The 18,675-nt window shown below is 38.0% G+C and carries 14 protein-coding genes and 2 tRNA genes; 6 read left to right on the top strand and 10 right to left on the bottom strand.

Annotated elements, in window-relative coordinates:
- Positions 1–77 precede the first annotated feature (77 nt).
- Positions 78–1,391, bottom strand: coding sequence for a peptidoglycan DD-metalloendopeptidase family protein (locus ATS74_RS14280; protein WP_058549538.1), 1,314 nt, complete (start codon positions 1,389–1,391; stop codon positions 78–80).
- A 323-nt stretch (positions 1,392–1,714) separates the two neighbouring features.
- On the opposite strand from ATS74_RS14280, the gene tyrS reads away from it, so the two are divergent.
- Positions 1,715–2,914 carry a tyrosine--tRNA ligase gene (gene tyrS / locus ATS74_RS14285; RefSeq protein WP_058549539.1) on the top strand — a complete coding sequence of 400 codons (1,200 nt, stop codon included), beginning with the start codon at positions 1,715–1,717 and terminating at the stop codon, positions 2,912–2,914.
- Positions 2,915–2,986: 72 nt separating this feature from the next.
- Here tyrS and ATS74_RS14290 read toward each other — a convergent pair whose 3' ends face one another.
- From ATS74_RS14290 to folE2, 4 genes are all read right to left on the bottom strand, one after another.
- Positions 2,987–3,931 carry a cobalamin biosynthesis protein CobD/CbiB gene (locus tag ATS74_RS14290; RefSeq protein WP_058549540.1) on the bottom strand — a complete coding sequence of 315 codons (945 nt, stop codon included), beginning with the start codon at positions 3,929–3,931 and terminating at the stop codon, positions 2,987–2,989.
- Positions 3,932–4,639 carry a 5'-methylthioadenosine/S-adenosylhomocysteine nucleosidase gene (gene mtnN / locus ATS74_RS14295; protein ID WP_058549541.1) on the bottom strand — a complete coding sequence of 236 codons (708 nt, stop codon included), beginning with the start codon at positions 4,637–4,639 and terminating at the stop codon, positions 3,932–3,934. It abuts the gene before it with no gap.
- A gap of 120 nt (positions 4,640–4,759) precedes the next feature.
- Positions 4,760–5,356 carry a DUF2726 domain-containing protein gene (locus ATS74_RS14300; protein WP_058549542.1) on the bottom strand — a complete coding sequence of 199 codons (597 nt, stop codon included), beginning with the start codon at positions 5,354–5,356 and terminating at the stop codon, positions 4,760–4,762.
- A gap of 116 nt (positions 5,357–5,472) precedes the next feature.
- Positions 5,473–6,393, bottom strand: a complete 921-nt coding sequence (gene folE2, locus ATS74_RS14305; RefSeq protein ID WP_058549543.1) for a GTP cyclohydrolase FolE2 — start codon at positions 6,391–6,393, stop codon at positions 5,473–5,475.
- A gap of 232 nt (positions 6,394–6,625) precedes the next feature.
- On the opposite strand from folE2, the gene arcB reads away from it, so the two are divergent.
- Positions 6,626–8,944: an aerobic respiration two-component sensor histidine kinase ArcB gene (gene arcB, locus ATS74_RS14310; RefSeq protein ID WP_058549544.1), complete on the top strand. Its 2,319-nt coding sequence runs from the start codon at positions 6,626–6,628 to the stop codon at positions 8,942–8,944.
- A 16-nt stretch (positions 8,945–8,960) separates the two neighbouring features.
- On the opposite strand, the gene arcA is transcribed toward arcB, so the two are convergent.
- From arcA to trmB, 4 genes are all read right to left on the bottom strand, one after another.
- A complete protein-coding gene (arcA, locus tag ATS74_RS14315) occupies positions 8,961–9,677 on the bottom strand; it encodes a two-component system response regulator ArcA (protein ID WP_058549545.1) in 717 nt (238 codons plus the stop codon).
- A 487-nt stretch (positions 9,678–10,164) separates the two neighbouring features.
- Positions 10,165–11,769 (bottom strand): sensor histidine kinase, encoded by a 1,605-nt coding sequence (locus ATS74_RS14320; protein ID WP_058549546.1) that lies wholly within the window; start codon positions 11,767–11,769, stop codon positions 10,165–10,167.
- 152 nt (positions 11,770–11,921) lie between these two features.
- A complete protein-coding gene (locus tag ATS74_RS14325) occupies positions 11,922–12,947 on the bottom strand; it encodes a methyltransferase (RefSeq protein ID WP_058549547.1) in 1,026 nt (341 codons plus the stop codon).
- A gap of 45 nt (positions 12,948–12,992) precedes the next feature.
- Positions 12,993–13,718, bottom strand: a complete 726-nt coding sequence (gene trmB, locus ATS74_RS14330) for a tRNA (guanosine(46)-N7)-methyltransferase TrmB (protein ID WP_058549548.1) — start codon at positions 13,716–13,718, stop codon at positions 12,993–12,995.
- Between the two features lie 161 nt (positions 13,719–13,879).
- Between trmB and mutY the strand changes: the two genes are divergently transcribed.
- Together mutY and ATS74_RS14340 are read left to right on the top strand one after the other, a co-directional pair.
- A complete protein-coding gene (gene mutY, locus ATS74_RS14335) occupies positions 13,880–14,941 on the top strand; it encodes an A/G-specific adenine glycosylase (RefSeq protein WP_058549549.1) in 1,062 nt (353 codons plus the stop codon).
- A gap of 33 nt (positions 14,942–14,974) precedes the next feature.
- Positions 14,975–15,247 carry an oxidative damage protection protein gene (locus ATS74_RS14340; RefSeq protein WP_004587535.1) on the top strand — a complete coding sequence of 91 codons (273 nt, stop codon included), beginning with the start codon at positions 14,975–14,977 and terminating at the stop codon, positions 15,245–15,247.
- A 77-nt stretch (positions 15,248–15,324) separates the two neighbouring features.
- Here ATS74_RS14340 and ATS74_RS14345 read toward each other — a convergent pair whose 3' ends face one another.
- A complete protein-coding gene (locus ATS74_RS14345) occupies positions 15,325–18,108 on the bottom strand; it encodes a hybrid sensor histidine kinase/response regulator (RefSeq protein ID WP_058549550.1) in 2,784 nt (927 codons plus the stop codon).
- Positions 18,109–18,447: 339 nt separating this feature from the next.
- Here ATS74_RS14345 and ATS74_RS14350 point away from each other — a divergent pair.
- A tRNA-Phe gene (locus ATS74_RS14350) sits at positions 18,448–18,523 on the top strand.
- 73 nt (positions 18,524–18,596) lie between these two features.
- A tRNA-Thr gene (locus ATS74_RS14355) sits at positions 18,597–18,672 on the top strand.
- The last annotated feature ends 3 nt before the right edge of the window (positions 18,673–18,675 follow it).

An 18,675-nucleotide genomic window follows, 5' to 3' on the forward strand; every position in this document is an offset into this window, starting at 1 on the left:
AAATAAATTAATAAAAAACACAAAAAAGCCTTTGCGGGTTACCCAGCAAAGGCTTTTTTATTATCTATAACTTAACGTTACTTAAGTGCTAGCTGTAGTTCGCGATTGCGCTCTAGCTGTGCAATAAAGTTATCTGCAATAGGTTTAAACTTAGCAAGCTCTGAGCGAGGTAGTGGCTCTGACTTAGGAAGCTTAACGGTTTTCGGGTTACGGTGAACACCGTTAACTAAAAACTCATAGTGTAAGTGAGCGCCTGTTACGCGACCTGTTGAACCAACAGTACCAATTTTATCGCCTTGCTTAACTTTTTGGCCGGTTTTAACCAGTTTTTTGTTAAGGTGTAAGTACTTAGTTACGTACTGTGTACCATGGCTGATAAATACATAATTACCGTTATATTTGCTGTAACCTGCTTTAATTACTTTACCGTTACCTGATGCAACTACAGGCGTGCCTGTACGTGCTGCGTAGTCAATACCGCGATGAGCTCTTACTTGCCCGGTAACTGGATGTAAACGCTTAGGGTTAAAGCTTGAGCTAATATATTTAAAGTTAACCGGCGCGCGTAAAAATGCTTTTTTCATGCTACGACCTTCGGGCGTATAAAAATTGCCGTCGGTGTGGCGAATAGCTGCAAAGCGTTGACCTTGGTTAATAAATTCAGCGGCAATAATTTTACCAGTACCAATAAACTCGCCATCAACATAGTGAGACTCGTAAATTAAACCAAACTGATCATTTTTGCGAATGTCGTTTGCAAAATCGACATCCCAACCAAAAATATCCGCAAAGTTCATTATTTGGCGTTCACTTAAACCAGCTGCAATTGCAGACGTCCAAAAATTGTTAGATATTTCACCGCCAGCGGTTTTGGTAAGTGTTTCAATTTCTTTGCTGTCGATTGCTGTATCGTAGTTACCTTCGTCATTTAATGTAACAAACAGCGTATCGGTTTTTGAAATTACGTAACGCAATTGTGCCAAAGAGCCATCTTCAGATGTAGCAAAACTAAGTACTTCACCGGGGTGAATTTTGGTTAGTTTACGTGTTTCTGCATTAGTGTTAATTAGTTTATGAAGCGTTTGCGCTGAAAAGCCAGCTCGCTTGAAGATAATTGCTAAATTGTCGCCATTTTTAACTTTATGATCGACAAAGTCGTATTCTGGTAACTTTTCTGCTGCTTGCTCTGAATTTAGCTCAGTTAATTTTTCGTTGCCATCAACTTTTACTTGTAACTCGTAGCGTTTACCAATCTCTAGTGCATTTGCACTATTGTCTTTGGATGCAGTGGCTTTTTCAGAAGGAAGAAAGGCTAAGCCAACAATAGCAGAAACCAAACCTAATATAAGCAATTTGTGTTTTTTGGGGAGCGTGCGAACCACGTGAACCATAACGTGCCTTTTTCTGCTGTCAAGATAATAAATACATAATATTGCAGGATATACCTAATAATGTACGAATACTAGTGTTTTGTAGATTTAAACTGACCTTAAATTACGCTAAAATCGGTCTTAGAAAGCCTTTTTTAACGCTCTACCTAGGTAAGACTCAATTGATTTTGTTTAGTTGCATGAATCACTTAAAAAGTTGTTTTAATTAGGTAGAAATTTGTTATGTTAGCTACATCTATATATTCGGTTTAAACCTTTATTAAACCGTGACTACGCAAGTAACTAGTCGCCCCTTCGTCGGCAGAATTTTGGAGTAACACAAAGTGGATTTACAAACCGCTCTAGCAGAGATTAAACGCGGTGCAGAAGAAATATTAATTGAAGACGAGCTAGTTGAAAAACTAAAGTCGGGCAAAAAGCTAAAAATAAAAGCAGGCTTCGATCCTACAGCGCCAGATTTACACTTAGGCCACACTGTACTAATTAATAAAATGAAGACCTTTCAGGACTTAGGTCATGAGGTAATTTTCTTAATTGGTGACTTTACGGGCATGATTGGTGACCCAACAGGTAAAAACGTAACGCGTAAGCCACTTACTCGCGAAGATGTACTAGCCAATGCTGAAACATACAAAGAGCAAGTATTTAAAATATTAGATCCGGCTAAAACAACGGTTGCATTTAATTCTACGTGGATGGAAAACCTAGGTGCTGCAGGTATGATTAAGCTTGCTGCTAACCAAACGGTAGCACGCATGCTAGAACGTGACGACTTTAAAAAGCGTTACGGTAGCGGTCAGCCTATTGCGATTCATGAGTTTTTATACCCGCTTGTACAAGGTTGGGATTCGGTTGCACTTGAGTCAGATGTAGAGCTTGGTGGTACTGATCAGCGTTTTAACCTACTTATGGGCCGTGAGCTGCAAAAAGTAGAAGGTCAAAAGCCGCAAACTGTATTAATGATGCCATTGCTTGAAGGCACTGACGGCGTTCAAAAAATGTCTAAGTCGCTAGGTAACTACATTGGTATTACTGATGCACCAAACGATATGTTTGGTAAAGTAATGTCGATTAGCGATGTACTAATGTGGCGCTACTACGACTTACTAAGTGGTCTTTCAATTGAGCAAATTGCAGCGCAAAAAGAACGTGTTGAACAAGGCACTAACCCGCGCGATATTAAAATTGAGTTGGCTAAAGAACTAATAGCTCGTTTTCATAGTGAAGAAGATGCACAAGCTGCACATGACGATTTTATCAAACGTTTCCAGAAAAAAGCGCTTCCTGATGAAATCCCTGAGCTTACAATTACGATTGCAGAAGACAGTATTTTAATCGCTAACTTGCTTAAAGAAGCAAACTTAGTGGCAAGTACATCTGAAGCAATGCGAATGATTAAGCAAGGTGCGGTAAAACTTAACGGTGAAGATAAAATCACTGATACTAAACTTGAAGTAGCAAAAGGCACGACGGCTATTTACCAAGTAGGTAAACGTAAGTTTGCGAATATTACTGTAGCGTAAGCGCAGCAGTTAAAACGATAAAAACCAGCTTAGGCTGGTTTTTTTGTGCTCGTATTTTGGCAGCTAAAAGCACTAAATCTCTTTTAGTATTCCGATGCTGATAATGACTAAAAACCAAAATACGCGAGCCTGATTTAATCTATTAATTATTACGGGCACATCATCGGGTGAAGGTAGTCTATCAGCACCAATTCGCATTTTATTAAAGCGCTTACCAAAGTAAACTGCAGGCCCGCCAAGTTGCACGCCAAGAGATGCCGAGCACGCACTTAAAATCCACCCTGTATTTGTTTGATAAAAATGCCTGCCATAGTGCTTTATGTAATGCATGCTTTGTTTACTGGCTTTGCTTGCGGTAATTGTTAACGCAAGTAGGCGTATTGGAATAAATTCGATTATGAACAAAATAATTTTAAGCGGTTTTAAAAAGTGGCTATTAGGTGATATATCGGTGCGCCAAGCTTGCTGCATTAAAGTGAGGAGCCGATATGCTAAAGCGCCAATGGGCCCAAATAATAAAAATATGAATATAACCACAAAGTAATTACGAGCAGTTCGTAAAATTAAGCTTTCAATTAAGGCTTTAATTATACCAGGCGCTGAGAGCTTGTTAACCTCTCTGGCAAGCAACGGCTTTAATAGCTCACGCGCGGTAGATTTTTGGTTTTGTTTTACTAACTTTGCTACACGCAGGGCTTTTTTATCTATCGCTTTGCTTTCAAGGCACAAATATAAAATGAGGCCAGCAAGAAGCTCAGGGTAAAAGGCAAATTCGAGCAGTAATACAATAATAATAAGAATAACGCTTAAAACTAGTGTACAGGCCAGGGTGGAGGCTAAATAAAGGTAGCTTTTAGGTTCACTTGGTTTATAAACTCGTTTTCCAATAGCATTAAAAACAGCAGTTAATACTGTATTTGGGTGGTACCAGCTTACCAAAGGAAAAAAGCGCTCAGCGAGGAGCGCTATTATAAAGGCAATAAAGTCCAAATGATTTTGAACAATATTGCTAAGCATTTAAAGGCTTACAGCCGTTAGCTTTTCTAAAAGCGCGACAACCATTTTAGATGAGTTGATTGAAGCAGTTTCTAAGTATTCTTCAAATGATTGCGGCGACTCTTTACCGGCAATGTCAGACATAGAACGAATAACAACAAACGGTGTATTAAGTGTAAAACACGTTTGAGCAATTGATGCGCCTTCCATTTCAACAGCAAGCATTGATGGGAAATCGCTGCGTGCTTTGTCTATACGAACAGGATCACACATAAAAGTATCACCTGTACAAATTAAGCCTACTAACGTTTTAACATCGCTAATTTGTGCAATAGTTTGCTCTGCTGCTTCTACTAATTTTGGGTGTGCTTTAAAGCCTGCTGGCATTTGTGGAACTTGACCAATTTCGTAGCCAAATGCGGTTACGTCTACATCGTGATGACGAACTTCTGACGAAATCACTACATCGCCAACACTTAATGATGGATCAAACCCACCGGCAGAGCCTGTGTTAATAACACAATCAGGTTCAAAGTTATCAATCAGTAACGTGGTAGCAATAGTTGAAGCAACTTTACCAATACCAGATTGAACAAGTGTTACTGTGTTTCCAGCTAACTCGCCAGTATAAAAAGTGAAACCTGCTTTAGTTAAAATTTGTGGGTTTTGCATTGCTTCACGTAAAATTTTAACTTCTGGCTCCATAGCGCCAATAATACCAACATTCATAGTGTTAAATTCCTGAGTTTGAATAACTTGATTATACGTGAAGTTAGCTATAAAAAACAAAAAAGCGAGCTTGTTTATGAGCTCGCTTTAAATACTTTTAGGAGAGTATTTAATTCTATTTTATATTTCGGCTAAGGCGGTTGTTTGCGCTTTAGCTTGAGAAGGCGATAACACAGCAGGTTTGTGTACGCGGTTGCGAACTGGGCGCTGGGTTTGCGCAGCTGCAGGTTTTCCTAGTTTAAACATTATTGCATCGCGAACTTCTGAAGGGCGGTAGCCCGATTTAACCTTCATACGAATATGTGGAATGCCAGCCGATTCTAAAGCGCCATTTACAAACCAATCGCGTTGGGCTTTGTGGCCATCTTTATTGGCGTTGTTAACTAAGTCAACAGCGGCAACAATGGTCAACTTTTCTTTGTCGATTAATACAAAGTCGAGTTGTTTATTTTTAGCTTTTGCTAAAGCAGCACGTTTAGATTTTGCCGAAAGGCCTTGCTTACAATCAATCACGTCGATTAATTTAACACGGCTGACTATTTTATATTGATCGCCAACTGCACGTTCTAACAGGTTTAAAAATGCGCCTTCAACCTGCGTAAACACAGTTTGTTTACGGGTAAAAGGATACGGGTTACCGCCATCATCATTAAATTTTGACGCAACAATTGAGGCCCCAACCACTAATACTAAAATTGATAATAAAGCGAATTCCATACGGTAACTCCATAACAACAAATTGACACTGCTCAACTAAAGCAATTTACGTGCCTAAAAACTTTGTGTTATGAGTTAATTACCGTATGAATTTATAAACTATCATTTCAAGGAAGTTAAGCTTTATAGCCGCCGCTAACACCTTTAACCGCAATAGCCACAGCGTCGTGTGCATGCAGTGATTCGTAATGATTTATTTGCAGCCAATAATCACTAAAGTTATCGTTTTCAAGAACAGCTTTAATTTTACGAGCAGCATCTTCACAAAACATTAAGTTTTGACCATTAAGGCGGGCAAATTCTTGCTCATCTTCGCGTTTTACTGCCGCTTGAACCGGTGTTTTAAGTTCAGCTTCTAAGGTATTAATTAAATTAACAACGTCAAATTCATCGCATGAGCTATCAAGTTTAACTTTTACATTGGCAATTGAGCGCTGTGAGTGGGGCGTAGCTACAATACCTTGCGTGGTGCCTAGCCATTCGTGCACATCTTTTTGACTTAGCGTCTCTTGGTTAAACTTTTCATTAAAGGCATTTTGAATAAGCTGCCTTGCAAGTGCTGCAGAGCACGGGCAGGTAGATGAGTAAGTTACATCTACGGTTAACTCGTAGCTAATAACGTTATTTTCAATGGTGCTGGTAAGCGTTATAGGGTAGCTTTTCCAACCGGCTTTGCCGCTTAATAGTGATTTACGACGTAGCGGTAATTCAAACTTAAACTCTATTTGCGCTTTATCACTTAAGCCTTCATGGCTTGTTATAAATGTATCGAGTGCCTGTGCAATAGTTTGCGGGTTAACTTGTTGCTCGGTAGAAAGTAGGTCGAGCGCTAAAAATAAGCGCGACATATGGATGCCTTTAGCATCTTCTTTATGCAAGTTAACAAATGCACGCGCTTTTGCATTAACGGTAACGGGTGCTAAATCTTTTGATTCAAAAATAAATGGCAGTTCTATTTCGCCCATACCAACCCAGTCTAACTTACCTGTTTGTAAGGCGGGAGCCGTATCAGCTATATCGGGCATGTTGGTTTGCATGTACGCTACTCGTTATTGGTCATAATAAAGCGCTGCATTTTACACTAAATAATTTATTGCTGAAATGATGAGTTTAAGAAGTGGGCGAATTCAAACATGAAAATTTTCTGTTTTTATCGCACAACATGAGTAGAGATAACATAAAAATGCTAAAATCTGGCAAAATAGCATGTTTATACATACACATTGCCTTCTTTATATTTAAGCATACAGCTAAGAGATAAAATTACGTATGACTGATTATTCTTTGAGCCCTTGGGTTAGGGCTCTTTCTAGCTCAATAAAGCGATTTGGTGAGTTTAAAACGGCAGCTTTTTGTTATGCTTTATTGTTATCTGCATCACTTATTTTATCGAGCATGTTTTATTACGTGGCAATTGGTGAGCTGCATATTGTTGATATTTTAGCTGTAGTATTTTTTGCAGCCGTTGTCTCGCCTCTTATTATTACTGTATTACTTAATTCTGTTCGTCAATTAGATGCCTCTTACGCTTATTTAGATAGTGCTACAAAACAAGAGAAACTCTTAAACCAAACTTTAAAAGACAATATCAATCGTTTAAACATTGAGATTGATGAGCGTAAAATGGCATTTCATGCCAAGCACCGTGCAATTGAAGAGCTACGCCGAGAAATCGCAGAGCGTAAAAAAACGCAGCAAGAATTAGCTCAACAAGGCATGTTACTTCGCTCTATTGTTGATTCATCTCCCGATTTATTTTATTACCGCGACAATAATGGTGTGTTTGCCGGGTGTAATAAAATGTTTGAAGAGGTTATGGGGAAATCAAGTAGCGAAATTATTGGTAAAAGTGCTGAACAAATATTCCCTACACACTTTTTATCTCAAGTACTAACTACCGATGAGCAAGTTGAGCAAACTCACAAGCCGTTAACTATAGATGTAGGGTACGAGGTTGAGGGTGAAAAACGTTGGTTTGAATTACGTAAATTGCCATTTATAAATGATGAGGGCGACTACATAGGTTTGCTTGGTTTTGGACGTGATATAACTAGTCGAAAAGAAGCGGCCCAAGCCCTTGAGACAGCTTACAAAGATAAAGGTAAGTTTATAGCCACGCTAAGCCACGAGTTACGCACGCCACTTAATGGTATTGTTGGCTTAACCCGTATGTTGCTTGATACAGAAATGAACAAACAACAGCGTAGCTGGTGTAATACAGTGTTTTCGAGTGCAGAAACCCTCGGTAATATCTTTAACGATATTATAGATTTAGATAAAATAGATAGAGATCAGCTTGATATCGCAACCGATTCAATAAATGTTTCAGACTTTATAAATGATGTGGTTAACTTTGCAGGTCTAATTGCTGAGCAAAAAGAGTTAGAGTTTAATATTGAGCGAAATGGCAAGCTAGACGTGTATGCATTGCTTGATCCTACACGTTTACGCCAAGTTGTTTGGAACCTTATTAATAATGCCGTTAAGTTTACCCAGCAAGGTAGAGTGACCCTAGAGTGTAGCCGTGAAAATCGTGAAGAGGGGCCATGGCTAGTTATTAAAATATCAGATACTGGGCAAGGTATTCCGCAAGAGCAACTTGCTCGAATATTTGATATGTACTACAAAGCACCAGATTTAAAAGGGACTAACGCAATAGGATCTGGCATTGGACTTGCTGTAACTAAAGCGCTTGTTAGTGCTATGAAAGGCACAATTACAGTTAATAGTACCGAAGGCGAAGGCAGCTGTTTTACAGTAGAAATTCCACTTAGTTTATGTGTAGCACCTACAGAGCAGAGCTATGTGGGACGGGGCTTATATATATTACTTGTAGAAGATGTGCCGCTAAATGCTGAAATAGCAACTAACTTGTTAGAGCAGCGAGGCCATGAAGTGCTTTGGGCTGAAACCGGCGAAGATGCACTGTCGTTTGTAGAAACCGAAGACGATTTAGATTTAGTACTGTTAGATATGCAGTTGCCGGATATAAACGGTGATGTGGTTGCAAAGCATATACGATCAGACAGCCACTTTGATAAACTGCCTATAGTTGCGCTTACGGCTAACGTGCGTAGCGCTGAAGAAGAGCTTGAAGGAATTTCTATTCAAGGTGCGTTGGCTAAGCCAATTAATACAGTGAAGCTTGATAAAATGCTCGCAGATTTATTTGATATTAAGCAGGCTAAGTGTACTGAGCCACAATTAAAAGTGAGCGAAGAAGCGCTTAAAGAAATTAATGCACATTTACTCGATGTAGAAACAATAGAAGACTTTGTTAACTCAATGGGCTTAGAAGTGTTTAAGCGCAGTAGTAAATTATTTGAAAAGCTAAATCCTCAATATCAACAAGAAATGCTAACTTCACTTAACTCAAATGACAGAGAAGAGTATAAATCGGTTGCGCATAAGCTTAAGGGGGCAGCAGGCTCTGTAGGTTTAAACGACGTACAGTTACATGCAAAAGTAATGGAGTATGGTGCGATTGAAGAGTCTGATGAGGTATTACAAAAGTGGTTAGATGTTTTAGCAGATAAAATAAATGAAGGACAACAAGCCCTTCATTTATTTTTACAACAATTAGAGTAAACGAGTTTTACTCTAATTAAGCGTCGATTTTACCAATAAAGCGGTAACCTTCACCATGAATGGTGCTGATAAGCTCTGAAGTAGAGTTATCGCTTTCAAAGTGCTTACGAATACGACGGATTGTAACATCTACAGTACGGTCATTTGCACGAAGCTCACGTCCTGTCATGTGCTTAATTAATTGCTCGCGGCTAAAAATACGACCAGGAGAATCAAGCATTAAACGAAGTGCTCTGTATTCACCTTTAGGTAAACGTTTAGCATCGCCGCTTGGAGAAGTAAGGCAACGGCTATTTTCGTCAAGCTCCCAACCGTTAAAAGTAAGCACACCATTTGTTTCTAGTGCCGACTCTTCACCGCCTAAAGCTGTACGTGTAATAAGGTTACGCGCTCTAATAGTCAATTCACGTGGGTTGAATGGCTTAGTGATATAATCATCAGCGCCAATTTCAAGACCTAAAATACGATCAACATCATTATCACGACCTGTTAAGAAAATAAGGCCTACTTTGCGCTTTTGGCGTAATTCACGGGCTAAAATAAGACCGTTTTTACCAGGAAGATTGATATCCATAACAACAAGATTAACATCATCGTTATTTGTAAGCTTGTCATGCATATCATCGCCATCAATGGCTTCAATAACTTTATAACCTTCAGCTTCAAATAAACTAACGAGGTTGAGTCGAGTTACGTCTTCATCCTCTACGATTAGAATGACTGGCGTTTGCATTATTAATTAACCTTTTGGAATATTTTATTTACAAAAAATCGGTGATGAATTTATAACCGATTACTAGAGATTAGGATTATACCCATTTGTTAACAAGAAAAAACAAATTGGATAAAAATAAAACAGTAGGGTATCCAAAGTCTACAAAAAAGGGCTGTGCAAAAACTACTGTTTAATTGATATATTCATGGATGTAGTCATTTGAATCATAAAGTCGAAGCCATTTTCCTTTGATAATTGATACATCCACCAATCAAACAAGGTACTTAAAATAATCAGACTAATTCAAAGCGAAATTATATCATTTTCTAACCTTTCATCAATGTATGTGATACAGCAAAGCCAATAAAGTTCATAATTTGCTTGGTAATATTTATTTAATGTAATTAAATAATGTTACTTGTTTACCACATGCATTCTAAATGAGGTCATTAAATACTAATTCAAGGATAAATTTTAAATAAATGCACTTTTAAGTGATTTTTGTTTAAGGGATCGTAATTATAAATCGAGTACCGTGTTTCTCTTCAATATCAAACATTATTCTGCCACCTAGCGCTTGAGTAACTAAGTTATAAACTAGGTGCATGCCCAAGCCGCTGGCGCCTTGCCCTCGTTTTGAGGTAACAAATGGGTCAAATATTCTATTTTTTACGTTTTTATCAACGCCTTGGCCGTTATCAGAATAAACAATAGTTAATTTTTTTCCTACTAGCTCTACATCAAAGCGAATTTCATTATTTTCTTTCCCTACAAAGCCATGAATTACAGAGTTCATGAGTAACTGTTGAAATACCTGTTGTAATGGCTCAGATTTACTTTGAATAGCTAAATCAGTAGGGCAGTTGATAACAACGACGGGTTTTTTAGGGAGCAACTCCGATTGTATTGATGTTAAAACATCACTAATTAATTTATGTATATTTATGTGAGTATTAACCCCGTCATCTTGAATAACTGCAACTTTTTTAAAGTTTGAAATGAGATCGGCTGCACGGTTTAGATTTCGGTAAATTAAATCTAAGTTTTCAATACCTTCGTCAATAAAGCGTTTTAAGTGGTTTGAGGTCAGCTTTTTGTCATTAAAGCTTTGTTGAATATCAGCCAGCTTATCACGTAGAAGAGTTGAGCCCGTTATACCGAGCCCTATAGGGGTATTAACTTCATGAGCAACACCTGCGACCATTTGCCCTAGCGAGGCCATTTTTTCGTTTTCAACTATCTGTGTTTGGTATTGATGCATTCGCTCAAGGGTAGATAGTAGCTCTTGATTGGCCTCTCTAAGAGCGATAGTTCTTTGATTTACCTTTTCTTCGAGGCTTTGGTTTAGCTGCTTTATTTCTTGTTTGTCTTTTTCGTGGCGCTCAAGTTGCTTTTTTGTGCGTGTAAGCATGATATTTAAACTGTTAGACAGGGCAGTAATTTCTTTTACATCAGTAACGGGAGCGCGTGCATCGTAATTATGATTTTTTGATACATCTTGCAATAACATACTTAATTGCTCTATCGGGCTGGCAATGCGGCGCTGAATTTTAGCTGCAATAAAGTACACAACTACAAGTATCAATAGTGTGAGTAATACATCAATTAAGATTTTTTGCTCTATGTATACTTCTAGGCTTTCTAAACTGCCTCGCATATATACATAGCCAATTACCTTTTCGTTATTATAAATAGGACGTGTTAGCTCTATATGCTCGCTGGTAACTCGCGGCGTAGTTAGCTCATCTACACTATCAATTCTTAATGGTACTGGCGGGGTTTTTTTTGCATTAAAGCTGATAAAAAAAACGGGTTTTTGAGATGTTTTTTCTATTGAATAAATATGAATATTTTTTACTAAAGGAATATTTTCGAATGATTTAAGGCGTTTTTCTTCTGTTTTGCGATCATCTTTGGCTACTGAGTCCCCGGCATCAAAAGCGACAATTTCCGAAAGGATCACAAGCTTATTAATAATTAACTGCTTTTGCTCTTTAACACTTAAGTATGTCGATATCGAAATAGATAACGACAGACAAATAGCTGTTATAAGCATAATCAAATTTATTAGTGCTTTTCGGATGCTACTTTGATGAACTTTTTTAGGCATTATTTCAATATCGCCTGAGTCAATATTAATTATTTAGAATTTTAGTTTAGCAAAGACAGCAGAAAAGGAAGGAAAAAAACTAAATTAATTCTTATATTTATTCGAAAGTTAGCTTAAGCACTTTTAGTGCTCAAGCTTTTCGTAAAATCAAACTAGCTGCTATATACCGCAAATTTATTATTCTTATATACTGTTTGATAGTTTTCAAACTGAGTTTCTAAAATTGGCGGGTATTTTAAAAAGCTATTAGCTACTATATTTAGCTTTCCTGCTTTAGTTAAGTGCTGTTTTGCATTAGCTAAAAATGTTTCTGCTACGGTGTAATCTGTTGCAATCCCTGTGTGAAACGGTGGGTTGCTCACTATTAAATCAAACTTACCAGTAATATTTTTAAGGCCATCACTTAATACCGCTTCGCCTTTAATATTATTTAGTTTTAGTGTTTGCTCTGTAGCGTAAGTAGCTAGAGCACTTACGTCTGAACATACAAATTCAAGTGCTGGGTTTTGTAACCCTAAAAAGGTGGCAATTAAGCCAGCGCCGCAACCAAAATCAAGCACTTTGCCTTGCTTAACTGTTGGTGCATTTTCAAGTAGCATCTTAGTACCAGCATCTAATCCACCGTGGTTAAACACGCCTGGTACGCTAATAGCGGTAAAGGAAGTGTTGGCTACATCAATAGTAAACCGCTTGTGATAAGTGCTTATATCAAAATGTGCATTTAGCTCAATGTCGCTAAAAGAATAAAGTACACAATGTTTTGCAGAGTCTATTTTATTGCTAAAGCCAGCCTTACCCGTTAATTGTTTTTCAATTGATTTAACACCACTTTTGTTCTCGCCAACCACGAGTAAATCAGCGTCTTTAGTTATTACCGCACGAATATTATCTAGCGCCATTAGTAGTTCGGGCTTAGATTTAGGGTAATAAAGAATAACTAAATCGTAACCTTCGCCATTAATAGTGTGATTAATACATACATCAACATCTTTAACGTTTTTAGCAAAATCGCCATTGGCATGGTTGTAGCTAAACGCTGTAATATTACTTTGCGGGTTTAGTGCTTTAAGTTCATTTAAAAAGCCATCTTGAACAAAGTTGACCACCAAGATTGATTTACCCGTTAACTCTTCACTATTTCGAAGCAACAGTAAACTTGGGTTGGTTAATACGCTCATAAATGGCTTTGCCTTACAATGTGTTAAATTAATATAAAAGTGTAATTACTTAGTGCGTTCAAACATTAAGTCCCAAACGCCGTGACCTAATCGGTGGCCGCGTTGCTCAAACTTAGTAAGTGGACGTAAGTCAGGGCGAGGCACGTAATCGTTAGTCTCTGATTGGTTTTTATAACCCGGGGCAGCTTGCATTACTTCTAGCATATGTTCTGCGTAGTTTTCCCAATCAGTAGCCATATGAAAAACACCGCCTATTTTTAATTTAGAACGTAGTTTTTCAGCAAATTCTGTTTGTACAATACGGCGTTTATGATGGCGCTTTTTATGCCATGGATCTGGGAAGAATAATTGCAATGTAGTAAGGCTCTCATCGCTTAAGCAATCAGCAAGCACTTCAACTGCGTCGTGTTCAAACACGCGTAAATTAGTTACACCAGCTTCATCGGCATCCATTAAACATGCGCCAACGCCCGGACGGTGTACTTCTATACCAATAAAGTTAAGGTGCGGTGCACTTTTTGCCATTTCAACAAGTGACTTGCCCATACCAAAACCAATTTCTAGCACCACATCGTTGTTGTTACCAAACACTTGGGTTAAATCAAGTAAGCCATTTTTGTGCTCAAGGCCCATGGTTGGCCAGCATTTTTCAATCGCAGCGGCCTGACCTTTGGTTAATCGGCCTTCGCGTTTTACAAAACTACGAATAGTGCGGATGTACTTACCTTCTTGCTTAGCTTGCTCAAGGTTGTTGTTACTTGATTCACTCATATTATTGGCCTGACAAAAACAATGTGTTTAAAAATGGTTGCGTATTATCCCTGACCAAGACGCCAATCACAAGTATTAGCGTATTATACAGCCCACATAGCTTGATCTTTTTATTAACTACAATAGACTGAGCCGCCATTGAGCATGAGTAAAAGCGTAATATGTTAGATCTAGATCAAAAGCAGTCTGATTGGTTTGCCAGCCAAGTAGTTGATTGGTATCACCTCCATGGGCGTAAAACATTGCCGTGGCAATTAGGTAAAACCCCTTATAAAGTCTGGGTGTCTGAGGTGATGTTACAGCAAACCCAAGTTGTTACTGTAATCCCATATTTTGAAAAATTTATGACAAGCTTTCCTGATATTGTTGCTTTAGCTAATGCTGATGAAGATTTAGTACTGCATCACTGGACTGGCTTAGGTTATTACGCTCGTGCGCGTAATCTACATAAAACTGCAAAAATAGTACGTGATAAGTACCATGGTGAGTTTCCGCAAACACTTGATGAGGTAATGGACTTGCCAGGAATAGGGCGCTCTACAGCTGGAGCTGTGCTGTCGCTTTCGCTTGGGCAGCACCATCCAATTTTAGATGGTAATGTTAAGCGTGTATTAGCACGTTACTTTATGATTGAAGGCTGGTACGGCGTTAAAAAAGTAGAAAACCAGTTATGGCATTTATCTAATCAGCTTACACCTAAAAATAATGTGACCGAATTTAATCAGGCCATGATGGATTTAGGTGCAAGCCTTTGCTCTCGTAGCCGCTTTGATTGCCGGGCATGCCCGTTAAACTTAGGCTGTGGTGCTTTTAATGCAGGCAAGGTAAAAGAATTTCCGCACTCTAAACCTAAAAAAGCAGTCCCTAAAAAAAGCTGCCATCAATTAATTATTAAGTGTGATGAAAAAGTCTTAATGGAAAAGCGCCCAAGTAGTGGGATTTGGGGAGGTTTGTTTGGCTTTTTTGAATTTAACGAGTTCAGCGACCTTGAGCTATTTTTAGCTCAGCAAGGCATTAATAGCGATCTCGATTTACTAGAACCCTTCACTCATGTTTTTTCGCATTTTGAATTAACTATTAATCCGCATGTACTTAATGTTAAGCAAATTCCAGATGTAGTAAACGATAAACAATTAGTGTGGTATCCGCTTGACCAATCTGTAGAGGTTGGCTTAGCTGCACCAACTAAAAAGTTGGTTAAACAAATTAGCCCAATAGGTTAAACTATTAGCATTTAGCGCTTAAGAGAGTCAATTATGGCACGTACAGTATTTTGTCAAAAGTTACAAAAAGAAGCCGAAGGGCTTGGTTTTCAGTTATACCCAGGTGAACTTGGCGAGAAAATTTTTAACAATATTTCTAAAGAAGCTTGGGGGCAGTGGCAGCATAAGCAAACAATGCTTATCAATGAAAAACACTTAAATATGATGGACCCAGAGCACCGTACATTTTTAGAAGAGCAAATGGTTGGCTTTTTGTTTGAAGATAAAGATGTTGAAATTGAAGGCTACCGACCGCCTGAAAAGTAACTCTATTATTTAAAGTTATAAAAAAAAGGGCTATTTAGCCCTTTTTTTATTATCAACTTAGCTTACTCGCGTTATTGTTAATCGGTCAGCTCGTCCTCTTGCTCATCTTCAGCTGTTCTTACTTGCTCTTTTAAAAATTGAGCTGCTTTAGAATATTCAATTTCAAGCTTATCGCGTAAGTCTATTAACTCATCAGTGCTTAGCTCATCTTCTTTACATTTATCTTCAAATGCACTTGCAAGCTCAGATACCATTTGTGCGCCAATTGTTTTAGAAATCGATTTTAATTGATGGCACCCATCAATGATCTCACTTAAATCGTTAACCATCACACCAGAGTTAATACTTTTAATTAGCCCTTGGCTTTGTTCTAAATACATTTTGAAAAAGCGAATCTGCTTAGCTTTATCGCCATTTACATATTTAGTAACGGCTTCCATATCAATAGGCAATGCTGTTGTTTGATGAATAATTACATTTTGACTCTGGTTCTGCTTATCGCTCCAACGTTTTAAAGTATCTTCTAGCGCGTTAAGTTCTATAGGTTTAGTAATAAAGTCATTAATACCTACAGCTAAACAGCGCTCTTTTTCGCCTTTAAGTGCGTTTGCGGTTACAGCAATAATATAAGGTTGTGCATCTACAGATTCTAATAGCTCAGCTTCGTTACGAATTTTTTCGACCATATCGTAGCCCGACATTTTAGGCATATGTAGGTCGGTTAAAATAAGTGAGTAGTCACCTTTTCTCCACATATCTAGACCTTCTTCACCGTTGTTAGCTATTTCAACGCCAAAGCCTAGTATGTGTAATTGGTCAGTTAATACTTGCTGATTTAAGAGATTGTCTTCTACTAACAAAATTAACTTGTTAGATTTACGAGCTTGCTCAACATTTAAGTAGTTATTAAGTGACTTGGTTTTTTTAATTTGCTTAGGAGTGTGCAGACCCGCAGCAACTAAAATAGAGAGCATAAAATTAGATTTACACAAAGGTGAGGCATTTATATAAAAAATATTTTTATGATTTATAGCCGCTTCATCAAGCTTACTTAATACCACGACTTGTTGGTTATAATCTTCTAATGAATAAAACAAACGCCTAAGCAATGCGTTAGTTTTATCCATGTTGTCTATACCGTCAGCTACCCAAATAATATCTTGAGAGTATTGGTGCTCTTCTATTTCAGCTTCACTATGCACATAAGTGATTTTAGCGCCCATAAACGATAAGTAACGATACATCACTTTTTCACGTTCAAGGTGGTTACTGGCAACAATAATTTGTTTACCTGCTAGCGCGCCTTTGTGTGCGTATTTAATTTTACCCGATGTGCTAAATGGCAACTCAACAGTAAACTCACTGCCAATGCCTGCATGGCTCGTAACATGAATTGTACCAAGCATTAGCTCGGTTAAACTTTTACAAATAGAGAGGCCTAAACCTGTACCACCATATTCTCGGGTAATTGAGTTTTCGGCTTGTATAAATGGGTTAAATATTTCGCGTAGTTGCGCTTGGGTCATCCCTTTACCATTGTCAGTTACGCAAAAGCGTAAGGTAAAGTGATCAGCAGTATTATGAGCAACTTCTACTGATATTTTTACATGGCCCTGAGTTTTCTCATCGGTGCTTGTAAATTTAATTGCATTACTACATAGGTTATAAAGAACCTGACGAACGCGTACGCTGTCGCCTGTAAGGTTTGTCGGAATATCAGGCGCTATTGATAGCTCTAAATCAAGCTCTCGTTTTTTTGCAACAGAAGAGAGTACTCTAGCAACTTCTTCAATAGTATCGGTTACAGAAAATGGGGTGGGATCTATATTAAGTTTTCCAGCCTCAATTTTAGAAAAATCTAATATGTCATCCAAAATGCTTAATAGCGAAAATGCCGATTCACGAATAATCGTACTTAAGCGATGCTGTGCACCATCAAGCTCTGTTTGACGTAATAAATCAATAGTCCCTATAACACCATTCATAGGTGTTCTTATTTCGTGACTCATTGTGGCTAAAAAGGTTGTTTTAGTTTCGCTAGCTCGCTCAGCTTTTAAGGTTGCTTGTTCAAGGGCTAAAGTACGGTTTTGAACTTCGGCTTCAAGTCCATTTTGTAGTTTATAAAGCTCTTTTTGTGCGACGTCGTTTTCACTCAACGCACTTTGTACTTTTTGCAGTAATAAATTAACGTGTTTTGCAACCACGCCTAAGCCAATGTCTAGTTGCTCATTAATGCTGCTATCGTAATTAGTGTCCTCTGTAATTGCTTTTAACTCTTGAGTAAGCGAGTTGGTGCTTTTACGTAAACGTGTATTAATGTACATATTAAAAGCTAAAGTAAGTATAAATAGCGCAGCTACGCTTGCTATAGCAATAATGTAGGCAATAACTTGCGAGTCTTGGGCGCTTAGTGGTGGCGCCATTAGCTTTTGCTTAATTATAAGCTCGCCAATTGGTTCATCGTTCAGAGTTAATACATGATGTAAAATACCTTGCTCAACCAGATGCTGGTCGGTTTTAATTGAGTCTATAGCTGGTTGACTACTGCTGTATACTAGTTGAGTTTCTGAGGTGGCATTAAAACGATATAAAGTGTATTCGAAATCGTTATCTAGTAGGGACGTTAAATCAAGTAACTGCTTTACTTTACCTTGGCCGTACATAGTAAGTGCATCAACCATGGGTAAATTAAGTCTATTAGCAAGAGTTGTAATATTTATTGATGGCTCTGTCTGAGCAGATTCAGTTGTTGTTTGTGTATAAAATGAATGTGCAATAATAGCGAGCGCTGTTACTGTAATATTAATGATTAAAAAAAGAGGTAGTAAGCCTTTTACCGGTGAAGAGAATTTACTCTGCATTGAATGTTCCCAGTTGCTATATTTAACTACGGTAAGCCTTTACCGTATTATTATAGTAATCGTAACATTTACAAAAAATAATTCACTACGTTTTTAGTCTGGTTTAATTGATTATATAAGAGATTTTGAACTTTATTTGGTGGATAAATAAACATAAGTTTATAAAAAAGCCTTTGGTTGCTTGAAAACCGTTCAAACAGTTATAAAGAGTAAAAAAAAAGTTGACTTGTAAGGGCAAAACTCGTTTAATACGCCGCACGCCCAGATAGCTCAGTCGTTAGAACTGAGTGGGAGTTGCATTAAAAATCCTTTAAGATTTTTAATTAGCACTGTTTAAGTGCCTCGATAGCTCAGTTGGTAGAGCAGAGGATTGAAAATCCTCGTGTCCCTGGTTCGATTCCGGGTCGAGGCACCATTTATTAAAGTAGTGGTGTTTAACCAATAGAGTTTAAACATTGTTACGCGTGCCTTTGCACACAGTTTTGTGTGCCGACTTAGCTCAGCTGGTAGAGCAACTGACTTGTAATCAGTAGGTCAACCGTTCGACTCGGTTAGTCGGCACCATTT

It is taken from the genome of Pseudoalteromonas sp. H103 (genome assembly GCF_001469205.1).
Taxonomy (GTDB): domain Bacteria; phylum Pseudomonadota; class Gammaproteobacteria; order Enterobacterales; family Alteromonadaceae; genus Pseudoalteromonas; species Pseudoalteromonas carrageenovora.